The following is a 14,172-nucleotide window of genomic DNA, read 5'->3' as shown; positions in this document are numbered from 1 at the left end:
TGTTCAATAAAAATGATTAAATTATTATGTCATCCCGGGCGATGGCGAAGAATTATTTAGGCTTACAACTTCTTGATTTTTATGAAGTTGTAAATTTTTGAACAATCTCATAAAAACATTGGAGGAAAATATGGAAATTGATGCAAGAGGTTTAGGATGTCCAAAACCCATCATCCTTGCTGAAGAAGCATTGTCAAAGATAGAAGAAGGAATTGTAACAGTAATTGTTGACAATGAAGGTTCTATGGAGAATTTAAAAAAATATGCGACGAGATTTGGTTACTATTATGAAGTTGAGGAGAAGGAAAACTACTGGAAGGTAAAGATTGTTAAAGGTTATACCTGTCAGATTTCCCCAACAGTACAAAAGCAGACAAAAAAGGATTTACTGGTTATTATTTCATCAGATGTAATTGGTAAGGATGAAAAATTAGGAAGAATCCTTATGAAAGCTTATCTTGAAACAATGATAGCCACCCGACAACTTCCCCAGATGATTTTTTTAATGAATACAGCTGTTAAACTCTCTACCATAGATGAGGAGTTTATTCCACTTCTTAAAAAAATTGAAGAAATGGGAACAGAGGTATTCACTTGTGGAACATGCCTTAAGTATTACAATCTTGAAGATAGTTTAAGAGTGGGGTTCAGAGGCACAACAAATCATTTTGTTGAAGGAATGTTTGATTTTAATAAAACTGTATGGATCGGTTAATTTTTCTTGAAATAAAAATACAAAACAAAATAAAATTTAAATATGTCACAGGTAAAGAAAAATTTAAAATTTATAAAAAGAAAAAAACATGATATTGCAATTGCAAAATACACAAAAATAATAGAGAAAGAGCCAGATAATTATCAAGCTTATAAAGAAAGAGGGAATGCTTACTATAGAAAGAAACTTTATCACCTTGCAATAGCAGATTATACGAAGGCTATTGAGCTTAAACCAGATTATTTTCTTGCATACAATAATCGCGGAATAGTTTATTCAGTTTTAGGTCTATATGAGCTGGCAATTGCTGATTATAATAAAGCTATTGAATTAAAGCCAAACAATGGAATGCCTTACAACAATAGAGGATTCACTTATTTATTAATGGGCAAATTAGAAGAAGCTGAAAGAGATATTAGAAAATCAATTGAACTTAATCCTAACAATATATACGCATTAAACAGTATGGCAGAGCTTTTTGCCATGAAAGGAATGCCTGAAGAAGCCTGTAAATGGCTTATAAAAGCAATTGAGAAAGGTTATAACAATTGGAAATATCTTAAAACATCTAAAACATATGATCTTATAAGAAATCATCCGTGTTTTCAGTCTATTCTTGAAAAAATTTTTCATGGTCTTCCTACACTAAAATAACTAAATCCTGATTGTCTTACTTTCACTGGATCGTAAATGTTTCTGAAGTCAAAGAACAAACTTCCCTTCATAAGTTTTTTAATTCTTTCAAGATCAAGATTTCTGAATTGATTCCATTCAGTAACAACTACCACAGCATCAGCATCTTTTGCTACAGAGTAAGCATCTGAGCAGTAAATTATGTTTGGAAAAACTCTTTTGGTGTTTTCCATAGCCTGAGGGTCATAAACTTTAAGTGTTGCTTTTTTATTTAGCAGACTCTGAATAATATATAATGCAGGAGACTCTCTTATATCATCAGTATTGGGTTTAAATGATAAGCCAAGGATACCTATGATTTTTCCCTCAATTTTGTCGTTAAATGCTTTTATTATTTTTTGAGTTAATCTTTCCCTTTGATTTTGATTTGCCTCAATGGCAGCCTTAACAATGCGAAGCTCTACCCCTTTTTCTTCAGCAATTTTAACAAGTGCCATTGTATCCTTTGGCAAGCATGAACCACCAAACCCTATGCCTGCATGAAGAAATTTAGGGCCAATTCTTCCATCAAGCCCCATTGCCTTTGCTATTGTATTGACATTTGCACCCACTGCTTCGCAGAGTGCTGATATTTCATTAATAAATGAGATTTTTGTTGCAAGAAAACTGTTGGTAGCATACTTTATTAATTCAGCTGTAGCTATATCAGTGATTACAAAAGGAGTTTCTATCAAATACAAAGGTCTATAAAGGTCTTTCATTATGGCAACTGCCTGTTCACTTTCTGCACCGATTACAACTCTATTAGGACGCATGAAATCCTCAACAGCAGAGCCTTCTCTTAAGAATTCAGGATTTGAGACAATATCAAATTCAACGCTTTTTTCAAGATTTTTTTTGATAATTTCTTTTATCTTCAATCCTGTTCCAACAGGAACTGTGCTCTTCGTGACAATAACTTTGTAACTATTCATATTTTTTGCAATTTCTTTTGCAACTTCTTCAACATAATCAAGATTTGCAGAACCATCTCCCCTTGGAGGTGTTCCTACAGCGATAAATATTACAAGAGATTCATTAACTGCCTCATCAATGCGGGTAGTAAATTTTAACCTCTTTTCCTTTAAATTTCTTTTTACAATGTCCTCAAGCCCTGGTTCATAAAAGGGGATTATACCCTTTTTTAGTTTTTCAATTTTTTCCATGTCTTTATCAACGCATGTTACAAAAACTCCAAATTCAGCAAAGCATGCACCAGTTACAAGTCCTACATATCCTGTGCCGATTATAGCTATATGCATTAATTATCCTCCATAAAGATTGATAAATTATTATAACCCATTTTATTTATCAGTTTAAAACAGGTCTAATTGACTTTATAAATATTTTTATTTAAAATAAAGTAAAACTTACAAGGAGGTGAAAAAATGGCAATTTTTAAATGTAGCAATTGCGGGGCTACAAAAGAGGGAAAATGTAAACCTCAGAAATGTCCAAAATGTGGACAGAAAGGAACAATGCAAAAAGTATCATAAAAATGGAGGCTTAAATGATGGAAGAAAATAAGAAAAAACTAATATCTTACAGATGTTGTCACTGTGGATACATATATGAACCTTTAAAGGGATGTGAGAAAAATAAAGTAAAACCTGGAACATGTTTTGAAGAAGTACCACAAGATTACCGCTGCCCTGTATGCAAATCTAAAAAGTCAGGATTTATTCCAGTAAAATAAAAAGCCGCAGATTTTCTCTGCGGCTTTTTAACGTCCCCAAGGGGATTTGAACCCCTGTTACCGCCTTGAAAGGGCGATGTCCTAGGCCTGGCTAGACGATGGGGACATATCAATGAGCCGCGTTGGATTCGAACCAACGACACCCGCCTTAAAAGGGCGGTGCTCTGCCTGCTGAGCTAGCGGCCCATGAATAACTTTAATAATTTAAACTTTTAAATAGATTTTTGTCAATCAACAGAATTAAATGGGCAGGGGCGGAATCGAACCGTCGACACGGGGCTTTTCAGGCCCCTGCTCTACCGACTGAGCTACCTGCCCATTTGAAACATCGTAGACTATTTAAAATAATACATTTTACCTTAAAAAGTCAAACAGAAACCCAGGGTTTGCTCATTAAACTCTGCCTTTAAATTTTTTCTTTAGTGCCTTTTCCACAATTGCAGGTACAAGATTTTTTACAGAGCCTCCAAAGTATACAATTTCTTTAACAATACTAGAGGAAAGAAAAGAGTATTCTTCAGAAGGCATTAAAAATACTGTTTCAGCCTCTTTAAAAAGTCTCCGATTTGCATGAGCAAGCTGAAGTTCAAACTCGTAATCTGATACTGCTCTTAAGCCTCTAACAATAGCTACCGCTTTTTTTTCTTTTAAAAAGTCAACGAGGAGACCATCAAAGGGTTCTACTTTCAAATTCTCAAGTTCCTTTGTAGTTTCTCTGATAAAATAGAGTCTTTCTTCAACAGTAAAAAGAGGATTTTTTTTATAACTTGACACAGCAACAGCAACTATAAGTTCATCAAAAATTTTAAGAGCCCGTTTTATTACATCAAGATGTCCATTTGTTACAGGATCAAATGTTCCTGGATAAACTCCTATTTTTTTCACTCTTGCCTCCTGTAAACTGTTAAAAGAGTATCTCCATATCTGTAACATTTATGTATTTTAAGAGTTTTAAGCTTTTCCCTTAATGATTCATTTTTGTAGTGCTGAAGTATCAACACCCCATTTTCTTTTACAATATTCTTTTTTTCAAGTATTTTAAACAGTCTTTCTAATTCTCCAGATTCATATGGAGGGTCTGCAAAAATTATATCATATTTTTGAGAACTATGGATAAGGAACTCTACTGCATCTGAGTTGTAAACTTTTGCTCTCTGAGAAAGTTTCTTTTTTTGAAGTGTATTTTTTATAAAAATGCATAAAACAGGATCCTTTTCTACAAATATTACTTCACGGGCACCTCTTTTTAATGCCTCTATTCCAACAAAGCCTTTACCTGCATACAGGTCAATAAATGTTTTATCCTCTACATCCTGCAAAATATCAAAAATAGCCTTTCTCACTACAGAAGGAGTTGGTCTTACTGTATTTTGTGTTCTAAATTTATTCATTTCACTGTCCTAATTCAGGATTTGTAAAATGCTTTTCTGGAAGGCAATAGTTTAAAATTTTTACCTTTCTTCCCTCAACCTTAAGCCTTCCCTGAGCAAAAAGTCTTATTGCTTCAGGATAAATCTTATGCTCAAGTTTCAGAATTCTCTCAGAAAGACTTTCTTCTGTATCATCAGGATGAACTGGTACAGCTGCCTGAATAATTATAGGACCTGAATCAACTCCTTCATCAACAAAATGAACTGTGCATCCACTTATTCTAACTCCGTAATCAACTGCCTGTTTCTGTCCATGAAGCCCCGGGAAAGAAGGAAGCAAAGCAGGATGAATATTCATAATTCTCATTGGAAAAGCATCAAGCAATGGCTTTTTCACAATCCTCATAAAGCCAGCTAAAACTACCAGTTCAACTCCTCTTGCTAAAAGCTCATCCCTTATTTTTTCATAAAAGGCTTCCTTAGTAGGAAACTCTTTTGGATTGATGTAAAGATAAGGAATTCCATGCTTTTTGGCTCTTTCAATTGCGTAAGCCTCTGGATTATCAACTATAAGAATCTCTATCTTTGCTTGAAGCCTGCCAGCTTCAATCTCGTCAATTATTGCCTGAAAATTAGAACCTCTTCCTGATGCTAAAACTCCTATTTTAAGCATAGCAACCTCCTAAAACCTGAATTCATGAATAAAATCAACAACTTTTTTTAATACATCTACACTGGTATTAATATTAACTCCATGACCGAGATTAAAAATATGAGACTTTGCACATTGAGCTTGTATTAAAAGATTTTTAATTCTTTTAAAAATCTCGTTTTCTCTACCAAGAAGGACAAGCGGATCAAGATTCCCCTGAAGAGGCTGAAAGTTAAGAGTCAAGCATGCATCCCTGATATCACTTCTCCAATCAAGGCTTACAACATCTACTTCTAAATCTTTAATGTGATGAAGAAGTCCGGAAGTATTAGAGCAGAAATAGATTACTGGAACATAGGATTTTAACTTTTCCACAATTTTTTTTACATATGGTTTACAAAATACCTCATAATCATATGGAGAAAGAATTCCAGCCCATGTATCAAAAATTTGAATAGCATGAACTCCTGCTTTTGCTTGCTCAATAAGATACTGAATGGTTGCATCAGTAAGGATTTCCATGAGATTATGAAAGCTCTCTGGCTCAGAGAAAATAAATCTTTTTGTATTTATAAACTCTTTTGAGCTTCTACCTTCGATAACATATGTTGCAAGAGTAAATGGAGATGCAGAAAAACCTATTAGTGGGACATCAAGCTCTTTTGTCAAAATTTTGATTGTTTCAAAAACAAAGTTTATAATTGGTAGTTCCACAGGTCTTAAATTTTTTAAATCACTGCCTGTTCTTACTGTTGGTGAAACCTTTGGTCCAGAGGAATCAGCAAACTCAATTTTAAAACCCATTGCTTCAAGAGGAATCAAAATGTCGGAAAAAAGAATTGCAGCATCAACATTTAAAATTTTTACAGGCTGCATAGTTACTTCTGCAGCAATTTCAGGAGTTTTACACATTGTGAGAAAATCGTATTTCTGCCTTATTTTTTGATACTCTGGCATATATCTTCCTGCCTGTCTCATAAACCACACAGGAGTGTATGTAGGTCTAATACCTCTGCAGGCTTGAAGAAATGCATCTTTCATTCATATCTCCTTGGAATGTATTTACACTGGGGATCTTCTTCCATGTAATCATCTTTTAGACAATATGCACGAGCTCTACATCCTCCGCATACATTTAAATATTCACAGACTCTGCAACGACCTTTGTAGGAAGCAAAGTCTCGTAAATCATTAAAAAGCTTTGAATTTTCCCATATCTCCCGAAAACTCTGTTTTTTTAAGTTGCCTGCTGAAAGTGGGAAATAACTACAAGGCATTACATCTTCATCAACATTTATAAGACATATAAGCTGAGCTGCCACGCATCCTTTGGCTCCTCCTGTGGAAAATTTAAGAGACCTCCTTTCAAACTTTTCACCTTCCTGTTTTGATCTCTGCAAAATAACTCTATAATACTGTGGAGCACATGTTGGTCTTACAAGTATATCCTTTTCATTTTTCTCCATATCATAATGCCATTGAAGGATTTTTTCATAGTCTTCTTCATCTATGAGCTCATTAAGTAAATTCTCACCTCTTCCTGTTGGAACAATCATAAACATATACCATGCAGTTGCTCCAAGCTGTTTTGCAAGACGATAGGTTTCAGGGATTGTATGCTGATTTCTCTTTGTAAATGAAGAATTTATTAAAAAGGGGATATCATATTTTTTTAAAAGCTTTGTAGCTTCAATGGTTGCAGTAAAAGCACCTTTTTGCTGCCGAAAGTTGTCATGGGTTTTTTCATCAGGACCATCAAGACTAAGAGAAATCATTTTTATATCAACATCTTTAATTTTTTTACAGACTTCGTCATTAATCAGTGTTCCATTTGTAGCCATACATACTCTTAAACCTTTCATCCTACCGTATTCTGCTATTTCAAATACATCCTCTCTTAAAAGAGGCTCACCACCTGTAAGAACTATAACTGGTTGAGCATATGAGGAGATGTCATCTATAATTCTAAAACATTCTTCCTTTGAAGGATCAGGGTGCTTCATCACTACTTCTTCTGAAGAGGAGCGGCAGTGAATGCAGTGAAGATTACATCTACGAGTTATTTCCCATGCTATCCATCTTGGCTCAAATTTCATTTTTTATTATAATATTTTTTATGCAACAGAGAGTATCATGGAGTTCAAAATTAGGTTTAATTCTTGCTGCAGCAGGCAATGCTGTTGGATTAGGAAACATTCTCAGATTTCCTTCAAAGGCTGCCCTTTATGGTGGTGGAGCCTTTATGGTTCCCTATTTTGTTGCTTTATTTCTTATGGGTTTCCCTGTGATGATTATTGAATGGGTTATAGGAAGATATGCGGGCAGACATGGTCATGGCTCAATGACTGGAATCTTAGGACTTTTTTTTAATCATGCAAGCTGGGCAAGAGTGCTTGGCTCCATAGGAGTTGCTATACCTTTACTTATTTGCATGTATTACATATACATTGAATCTTGGACATTGGGTTTTGCTTTTCTTTCTCTTTTCGGCAAGATGCCAACTCCTGTAATCAATTCTGATGCTCATGAAGCAGTCAAGCCCTATGTGAATTTTTTTAAAGAATATACAAAGCCTTCTATTATGGCTTATTTTTTCCTTGTTTTAACTCTTTTAATTAACTGGTTTATCCTCCAAAAAGGTATAAGACGAGGAATAGAAATTACAGCAAAAATTGGTATGCCTGCAATAATTGTCTTTGGAGTTTTTCTTGGAATAATATGCATTTCAGCAAATAACTGGAAGGGATTTGAAGGTCTCAAATTTATTTACAATCTTAATTTTTCAGGAATTACAAATCCTGTTGTATGGGTTGAAGCAGCCGGGCAGATATTTTTTACTCTCTCTCTTGGAATGGGAGCAATTGCAGTATATGCAAGCTATGTCAATCCAAAAGAGGATGTTATAAAAGCAGGAATATTGACTGCTCTAATTAATGAATTTGTAGAAGTTGTTATAGGTGCTTCAATTGCAATTCCTGCAGCATTTGCAATGTTTTCTTCAGTAGTAATTCCTGAACTTGCTCAGGAAGGCACATTCAGACTTGGATTTATGACAATGCCTGCTGTGTTTATGAGTTTTCCACTTGGATGGCTTATTTCATTTATCTGGTTCATGTTACTTTTCTTGGCAGCTCTTACATCTTCCTTAGCATTGATTCAGCCATTAATAGCTCTTTTTGAAGATGAGATGAAGTGGGGGCATACAAAATCTGTCAGTATATCAATGATTTTTGTGATCATAGGAGCTCATTTTTCAGCTTTTATACCAAATTTTATAGACGAGCTTGATTTCTGGGCAGGCTGTTTTATGCTTCTTTTATTTGGCTTGCTTGAAATAATTATTTTTATCTGGATTTTTGGAATGAATAATTTTTACAAGGAGCTCACACAGAATACTAAAATAATATTGCCAAAGGCTTTTTTTTATGTTGTAGCTGTTGTTTCACCATTTTTTATTTTTTCAATTCTTTATTTCTGGGTACTTAAAAATTTTAAAAATATAGTTTTTACAGAGGAGCCTACGAAAATTGTAGCAAGACTATTTATTTTGTTATTTCTTGTATTTCTGTCAATCATTGCAGTAAAAAGTCGTAAGATTATCATGAGAGACATAAGATACACAAAGGTGATGAAAAAGTGATTGTAAAATTGCACTCAAAAGAGGAAGCATTAAATTTTTTAGAGAAAACAGATTTTTATGATTTGCTTTTTTTGGCAAATTCTGGAAGAAAAAAATACAAAGGCAACAAAATAGAGCTCTGCGCAATAGTTAATGCAAAAAGTGGAGCCTGCCCAGAAGACTGTTCCTTTTGCTGTCAATCTTTAAAATGGAAAACCCATGCTCCAGTTTATCCTTTGATGGACAGATATGAAATTTTAAAAAAAGCTCTGGAAGCAAAAAATTACAAAGTTAAAAGATTTTCAATTGTAATAAGTGGAATAAAGCCTTCAAAACAAGAAATGAAAAAAATTGCTGAGGCTATAGAGAGTCTTCGAAAAAATGGAATTAATAGTTGCGCTTCCTTAGGACTTTTAAACTATGATGAAATTTCATATTTAAAAGATTACGGACTTCAGAGACTTCATTGTAATATTGAAACTTCCGAAGAATTTTTTCCAAAAATATGCACAACTCACAAATTTTCAGATAAAGTTAAAACATTAGAAGCAGCTAAAAAAGCTGGTGTTTCAATATGTTCAGGTGGAGTTTTTGGAATGGGAGAGTCCTGGAAAGATATAGTTAGCATGGCATATTTTTTAAAAGAATTTAATGTAGATTCTGTTCCAATTAATTTTCTTACACCTATTAAAGGAACTCCTCTGGAAAACCAGCCTGTGTTGTCCCCTTTGGAAGCTTTAAAGATTATTGCAATGTTTAGATTGATTTTACCAGAAAAGGACATAAGAGTATGTGGAGGAAGACCATTGCTTGGTGAATTTTCTTCATGGATTTTTATTTCTGGAGCAAATGCTTTAATGACAGGTGATTATTTAACGACTCAAGGAAGAAGTTATATTGACGATTTGAAATTCATCGAGAACCACAATCTTGAGATTGATTATGTGGTCCCTTAGAATGAGAGCCTCAAGAATTGAAAACTCTAAAGAAATTCACATCTCTGGTGCTGAGGGAATTTATGAATTTTATGAATTAGAGAAGTTTCTTAAAAAATTTTTTAAAAGAGCCATTGAACATCCGAAAGGTTTACCTGACAAAATTGTTTTTACATTAGAGAAAATAAAGGAAGAAATTCAGCCTGTTGAAGCCCTTTCAGTAAAAACAGTGTTCTGCGAGTCTTCGGAGGAGGCTCAAAAAGTTATTAATGAGCATTTAATTAATCTTGGAATTTCAGAAAAAGCAATCACAGTAGCATGGAGTGTGATAAAAGGACAAAAAATGCGAGGAGCCACATTAATTGATTATTTAACTGCAGAGCGTCTTGAACCTGATAAAGAAAGAGGTGTGAGAGTTTCAAGAATTCAGATGGACAAAAAAAGAAGAATGCAGGTTTTAAAAAAAATAAAAAATCTCTCATCTGAGCCTCAAAGAGTTATTGAAGCACTAACAGTTGCATCAAAGGTAGCATTCTGTCCTGAAGTAGTAGCTGAAATTTGCGTTTCTGACAATCCAGATTATACCACAGGATATATTGCATCAAAGGAGCATGGATATTTAAGAATAACAAATATTAAAAAACAGGGAGAAAACACTGGAGGAAGAGCCTTTTTTGTTAAAACGCCACTGGATATTGAAAAACTGATAAAATTTCTTGAAAAAACCCCTGTAGTCGTCTTATGAAATACGAAAAAGTCTTTTTAATAGGAAATCCTATAGCAGGTGGAAGTGCTTTTAAGAAAATTACAAAAGCTGAAAATATATTGAAAAATAAAGGCGTTTCAGTAGAAACCCTGCTTACTGAAAAACAGGGAGATGCTGAAAGATTTGCAAAACAAATAAAAGGCAGTAAAATACTTGTTATTGCTGCAGGTGGAGATGGAACATACAATGAAGTTGTAAATGGGCTTGCTTTCTCTCAGATTCCAATGGCAGTTCTTCCCATGGGAACAACCTCAGTTCTTGCAAAGGAGTTGAAAATTCCTAAAAATACTGAAAAAGCAATTGATATTGCTCTTAAAGGAAGAGTTCAAAAAATTCATCTTGGAAGAATAAAAAATAAAGAAAAACAAAGACTTTTCATACTTATGGCAGGCATTGGCTTTGATGGACTGGCAGTATTTAATGTAGATTCACAGAAAAAGAGATATTTTAAGAAAATTGCCTATATTTTAAGCGGTATAAAAACTTTGCTTAATTACGCACCTACAGAGCTAAGAATTTCCAATTCAGAAATTAAAAAAGCATTCAGTGCTGTAGTATGTAAAGCTTCATGCTATGGAGGCTCTTTTAAACTTGCACCAGATGCAGATTTAAGAAAACCCTGTTTTTACGCATTTCTTTCTCAAACTCGCTCTAAGTTTGAGCTTGCTCTTCAGATATCAGGAGTAATTTTTGGAAAGCATATCAAAATGAGGGATACTGAGTATTTTAGAACTGAATTCTTAGAAATCACAGGAGATGCCCATGTTCAAATAGATGGTGATTATTTCGGGAAAACTCCTGCCAGGATTGAAATAGTAAAAGATGCTCTTAACCTTGTTTTTCCTGAAGAGTAGAAACGCCCGCTTTTTGCCCCTTTTCAAACATTAAAATAATACTAATTCTACGATTTCTTGGATCTTTTGGATCATCCTTTATAAGTGGCATTGTATCAGCATAACCCACAACTCTTGCAATTTTTTCTGGTGCCACTCCATTTTTTTCAAGCTCTCTTCTTGCTGAAGATGCTCTTGCAGTTGAAAGCTCCCAGTTTGTAGTTTTACCTCCTTTGAAAGGCACAGCATCTGTATGTCCTTCTACTGCTATTTTTGCTGGTTCATCTTTTATGTTTTCTGCAACAACTTTTAAAATTTCCCGAGCCTTTTCAGTTGGCTCAGCAGAGGAAAGGGGAAACATTGGCTCACCTTCAAGGTCTACAATCTGGATTCTAACACCACCTTCAACTGTGTCTATCATAATGTGGTCTTTTAGTTCTTGAAGTTTTTCCTCGATTGACTTTTTCATCTGCTCTTTAAATCTCTCTGCAGGATTTTCTTTAACCTCAGGTTGTTTCATTTCTTCATGAATTGCTGATGTCTGTTGCATAAAAGACTGACCGGACTGAAAAAGATTAAAATTAGTAAAGTAATCGGCAATTGCAGCTCTTTTTGCAGGCTCAAGCATGGAAATTAACCACAGAAGTAAAAAGAAAGCCATCATGGCTGTTGTAAAATCAGCATAGGCTACTTTCCAACTACCACCATGATGGGCTTCATGTCCTTTTTTAATCTTTTTTACTATTATTGTTGTTTTAGATTTATCTGCCACTCTTTAATGCTCTTAGTTCTTCTTCTAATTCATGAAAACTGGGTCTCAAGTGCGGAGGAATATTTCTACGGGCAAACTCAACAGCAATCTGAGGAGCTGCTCCGCCTACAAAAGCTATTAATGCAGATTTTATCACCTGTAAATATTCTTTTTCATTATTTACACTTGCTTCAAGCCTTCTTGCAAGAGGACCAACAAACCCATAGCACATCAGCACTCCCATAAATGTTCCAACTAAAGCAGCTCCTACGGAATGGCCTATAACCTCTGGAGGCTCCTTCATTTTTCCCATAGTTAAAACAACTCCTAAAACTGCTGCTACAATTCCAAGACCTGGTAAACTGTCAGCAATATTAAGAAGATTTCTTACAGGTCCTGATTCTGTTTCATGGAGTGTTTCAATTTCACTGTCAAGAATGCTTTCAAGTTCATAAGAAGAAACAGTTGTTGTCATAACTGTTCTTAGTGTATCCGTAAGGAGGCTTAAAGCATGATGATTTTTCATAAATTTAGGATATTTAGAAAAAATAGCACTGTTTTCAGGCTCTTCCACATCCTGCTCAATTGAAATCAGTCCTTCTTTTCTGATTTTTGTAAAAAGTTCAGTTAAAAGTAATAATGTATCCATATAATCTCCTTTTGAATATCCGCCACCACCTGTGATTGTTTTAATTGTTCCTTTTATTACCCCCTTTAAAACATGAGGAGGGGAAGCTATTACAAGTGCGCCTATAGCAGCACCGAATATTATTATGACTTCTGCAGGCTGGAATAGAACTGAAAGATTTCCCTTTTCAAGAAGATAACCACCTACTATACTACCTAAGACAACCAGTCCTCCGACTATTACAAGCATTATATTTCCCTTTTTTGTCTTATTAGTTGTCTTTGACGATGGAAAACAAATCTTACAATATAGTCTCTGATATCTTCATCTATATTGATAAATTTTACAGCTATTTTATAGGAATTGTTTATTCTTTCACATTTTACAACTTCTCCGTAAACAAACATTGCAATAGATTGGGGGGACTCAAGAACCATTTTTAATTCAAGAATATCTCCTTTACTGTAGCATACATGAGAGATAAAACTCATTCCACCTCCACTTATATTTACCTCAGTTAGTGGGAGTTCACAAAAACCTTCTTGTCTTAAGCTCCATAAACTAATTAGATAATCCAGTTTTGAATTGATTAACTTTATCCATTGAGCCAGTGCCTTATCAGCTGGTTCATCGACTGGAGCAGAAAAAAAACTTACTTCTCCAAAGATTCGTGCCTTTATCTTCTGTCTTTCTTCAGGACAAATCAATCTTACTTGAAGAGGTATAACAGCATCTACTCTTGAAAATTCTCTCATTTTCTGATATGGTTCTTCCATATTTATCATTATACTTATCTCAGTATAATAAGTTCAACCCTTCTGTTTTTTGCCCTACCCTCTTCAGTATCATTGGAAGCTACAGGTCTGTATTCACCATAACCTGCAATCATGAATCTGTCTGGATTGAGTCCTTTTTGAAGGAGAAAATGAAGCACCGAGGAAGCTCTTGCTGCAGATAGCTCCCAGTTTGATCTGTAAACAGAAGAACTGATTGGGACATTATCCGTATGTCCTTCTATTGCCACTTTGCCTGGAATTTCTTTTAATTTTTCAGCAATTCTTGTAAGTGCCTCAGTGGCTTCAGGCTTTAGCTCAGCAGAGCCTGAACTGAACAAAAGAGTATCTGGCAGAGTTATTACTACACCTCTTGCATCTGACTTTATATTTATTCCTGAAATATCGTTCAAGAGTTTTTTGAGGTCTTCAATAATTGCTTTATTGCGATCTTCTTCAAAAGATATTGGTTCATCAATAACTTTAAATACTTTTCTTAACGAAGAGGTCATTTTTTCAGCCTTTGTAATGTCAACACTGGACAGAGCATAAAGAGCAACGAAAAATGTAAATAAAAGAGTTAAAAAATCAGAATATGATATGAGCCAACGATGAATATTCTCCTCTTCATTGTTATTATTTCTCTTTCTTACTCTCATATTCTTTCCTTCTGACGTTCTCTAAGGAAAGATTCAAGCTTTGTTCTTAAGAAGTAAGGATTCATTCCAGCTTCTATACCGAGAATTCCTTCCACCATGAGTT

Annotated in this window: 18 protein-coding genes and 3 tRNA genes; 8 read left to right on the top strand and 13 right to left on the bottom strand. The window is 34.5% G+C overall.

Annotation, left to right across the window (positions count from 1 at the left end; genetic code table 11):
* Positions 1-130 precede the first annotated feature (130 nt).
* Together yedF and ACP5O9_RS05070 are read left to right on the top strand one after the other, a co-directional pair.
* Positions 131-715 carry a sulfurtransferase-like selenium metabolism protein YedF gene (gene yedF, locus ACP5O9_RS05075; protein ID WP_428723549.1) on the top strand — a complete coding sequence of 195 codons (585 nt, stop codon included), beginning with the start codon at positions 131-133 and terminating at the stop codon, positions 713-715.
* A 42-nt stretch (positions 716-757) separates the two neighbouring features.
* Positions 758-1,369, top strand: a complete 612-nt coding sequence (locus ACP5O9_RS05070; RefSeq protein ID WP_353685629.1) for a tetratricopeptide repeat protein — start codon at positions 758-760, stop codon at positions 1,367-1,369.
* Here the strand turns inward: ACP5O9_RS05070 and ACP5O9_RS05065 are convergent.
* Positions 1,345-2,649, bottom strand: coding sequence for a UDP-glucose dehydrogenase family protein (locus tag ACP5O9_RS05065; RefSeq protein ID WP_353685630.1), 1,305 nt, complete (start codon positions 2,647-2,649; stop codon positions 1,345-1,347). The two genes, ACP5O9_RS05070 and ACP5O9_RS05065, sit on opposite strands and share 25 nt — an antisense overlap.
* 126 nt (positions 2,650-2,775) lie before the next feature.
* Between ACP5O9_RS05065 and ACP5O9_RS05060 the strand changes: the two genes are divergently transcribed.
* On the top strand, positions 2,776-2,883 hold the full coding sequence (locus tag ACP5O9_RS05060; RefSeq protein WP_059175495.1) for an RCKP-type rubredoxin-like domain-containing protein: 108 nt from the start codon (positions 2,776-2,778) through the stop codon (positions 2,881-2,883).
* 14 nt (positions 2,884-2,897) lie between these two features.
* Positions 2,898-3,083 (top strand): rubredoxin, encoded by a 186-nt coding sequence (locus tag ACP5O9_RS05055; protein ID WP_428723548.1) that lies wholly within the window; start codon positions 2,898-2,900, stop codon positions 3,081-3,083.
* Positions 3,084-3,114: 31 nt separating this feature from the next.
* Here ACP5O9_RS05055 and ACP5O9_RS05050 read toward each other — a convergent pair.
* The 8 genes from ACP5O9_RS05050 to ACP5O9_RS05015 form a co-directional block, all read right to left on the bottom strand.
* Positions 3,115-3,189, bottom strand: a tRNA-Glu gene (locus ACP5O9_RS05050).
* A gap of 7 nt (positions 3,190-3,196) precedes the next feature.
* Positions 3,197-3,269 (bottom strand) — tRNA-Lys (locus ACP5O9_RS05045).
* 59 nt (positions 3,270-3,328) lie between these two features.
* A tRNA-Phe gene (locus ACP5O9_RS05040) sits at positions 3,329-3,401 on the bottom strand.
* A 75-nt stretch (positions 3,402-3,476) separates the two neighbouring features.
* Positions 3,477-3,968: a pantetheine-phosphate adenylyltransferase gene (coaD, locus tag ACP5O9_RS05035; RefSeq protein ID WP_353685632.1), complete on the bottom strand. Its 492-nt coding sequence runs from the start codon at positions 3,966-3,968 to the stop codon at positions 3,477-3,479.
* On the bottom strand, positions 3,965-4,474 hold the full coding sequence (gene rsmD / locus ACP5O9_RS05030; protein WP_353685633.1) for a 16S rRNA (guanine(966)-N(2))-methyltransferase RsmD: 510 nt from the start codon (positions 4,472-4,474) through the stop codon (positions 3,965-3,967). Before rsmD ends, coaD begins: the two co-directional genes overlap by 4 nt.
* Before the next feature lies 1 nt (position 4,475).
* On the bottom strand, positions 4,476-5,126 hold the full coding sequence (gene purN, locus ACP5O9_RS05025) for a phosphoribosylglycinamide formyltransferase (RefSeq protein WP_428723547.1): 651 nt from the start codon (positions 5,124-5,126) through the stop codon (positions 4,476-4,478).
* Between the two features lie 9 nt (positions 5,127-5,135).
* Positions 5,136-6,146, bottom strand: coding sequence for a uroporphyrinogen decarboxylase (hemE, locus tag ACP5O9_RS05020; protein WP_353685635.1), 1,011 nt, complete (start codon positions 6,144-6,146; stop codon positions 5,136-5,138).
* Entirely contained in the window at positions 6,143-7,201 is a 1,059-nt protein-coding gene (locus tag ACP5O9_RS05015; RefSeq protein WP_353685636.1) for a radical SAM/SPASM domain-containing protein, read from the bottom strand. Before ACP5O9_RS05015 ends, hemE begins: the two co-directional genes overlap by 4 nt.
* Positions 7,202-7,221: 20 nt before the next feature.
* Here ACP5O9_RS05015 and ACP5O9_RS05010 point away from each other — a divergent pair, with 20 nt between their 5' ends.
* From ACP5O9_RS05010 to ACP5O9_RS04995, 4 genes are read left to right on the top strand one after another with little or no spacing between them, the layout of a single operon-like run.
* Positions 7,222-8,745, top strand: a complete 1,524-nt coding sequence (locus ACP5O9_RS05010; RefSeq protein WP_428723546.1) for a sodium-dependent transporter — start codon at positions 7,222-7,224, stop codon at positions 8,743-8,745.
* Positions 8,742-9,680 carry a biotin synthase BioB gene (bioB, locus tag ACP5O9_RS05005; protein WP_353685638.1) on the top strand — a complete coding sequence of 313 codons (939 nt, stop codon included), beginning with the start codon at positions 8,742-8,744 and terminating at the stop codon, positions 9,678-9,680. The genes ACP5O9_RS05010 and bioB overlap by 4 nt, the downstream gene beginning before the upstream one ends.
* Positions 9,667-10,404, top strand: a complete 738-nt coding sequence (locus ACP5O9_RS05000; protein ID WP_428723545.1) for a 6-carboxyhexanoate--CoA ligase — start codon at positions 9,667-9,669, stop codon at positions 10,402-10,404. Before bioB ends, ACP5O9_RS05000 begins: the two co-directional genes overlap by 14 nt.
* Positions 10,401-11,279: a diacylglycerol/lipid kinase family protein gene (locus tag ACP5O9_RS04995; RefSeq protein WP_424904467.1), complete on the top strand. Its 879-nt coding sequence runs from the start codon at positions 10,401-10,403 to the stop codon at positions 11,277-11,279. Before ACP5O9_RS05000 ends, ACP5O9_RS04995 begins: the two co-directional genes overlap by 4 nt.
* Here ACP5O9_RS04995 and ACP5O9_RS04990 read toward each other — a convergent pair.
* Genes ACP5O9_RS04990 through ACP5O9_RS04975 form a run of 4 tightly spaced genes read right to left on the bottom strand, consistent with a single transcriptional unit; the run spans position 11,254 to position 14,069 of the window.
* On the bottom strand, positions 11,254-12,030 hold the full coding sequence (locus ACP5O9_RS04990) for a flagellar motor protein MotB (RefSeq protein ID WP_424904466.1): 777 nt from the start codon (positions 12,028-12,030) through the stop codon (positions 11,254-11,256). The genes ACP5O9_RS04995 and ACP5O9_RS04990 overlap by 26 nt on opposite strands.
* Positions 12,020-12,886, bottom strand: a complete 867-nt coding sequence (gene motA, locus ACP5O9_RS04985) for a flagellar motor stator protein MotA (protein WP_353685642.1) — start codon at positions 12,884-12,886, stop codon at positions 12,020-12,022. Before motA ends, ACP5O9_RS04990 begins: the two co-directional genes overlap by 11 nt.
* Positions 12,886-13,413 carry a PilZ domain-containing protein gene (locus ACP5O9_RS04980; protein ID WP_428723544.1) on the bottom strand — a complete coding sequence of 176 codons (528 nt, stop codon included), beginning with the start codon at positions 13,411-13,413 and terminating at the stop codon, positions 12,886-12,888. Before ACP5O9_RS04980 ends, motA begins: the two co-directional genes overlap by 1 nt.
* Positions 13,414-13,427: 14 nt before the next feature.
* Positions 13,428-14,069 (bottom strand): OmpA/MotB family protein, encoded by a 642-nt coding sequence (locus ACP5O9_RS04975; RefSeq protein ID WP_353685644.1) that lies wholly within the window; start codon positions 14,067-14,069, stop codon positions 13,428-13,430.
* Positions 14,070-14,172: the final 103 nt, after the last annotated feature.

The organism is Thermodesulfovibrio sp., assembly GCF_049969575.1.
GTDB lineage: Bacteria > Nitrospirota > Thermodesulfovibrionia > Thermodesulfovibrionales > Thermodesulfovibrionaceae > Thermodesulfovibrio > Thermodesulfovibrio obliviosus.
The sequence above is the reverse complement of the archived record's forward strand: the minus strand, read 5'-3'. Positions and strand labels throughout refer to the sequence as shown.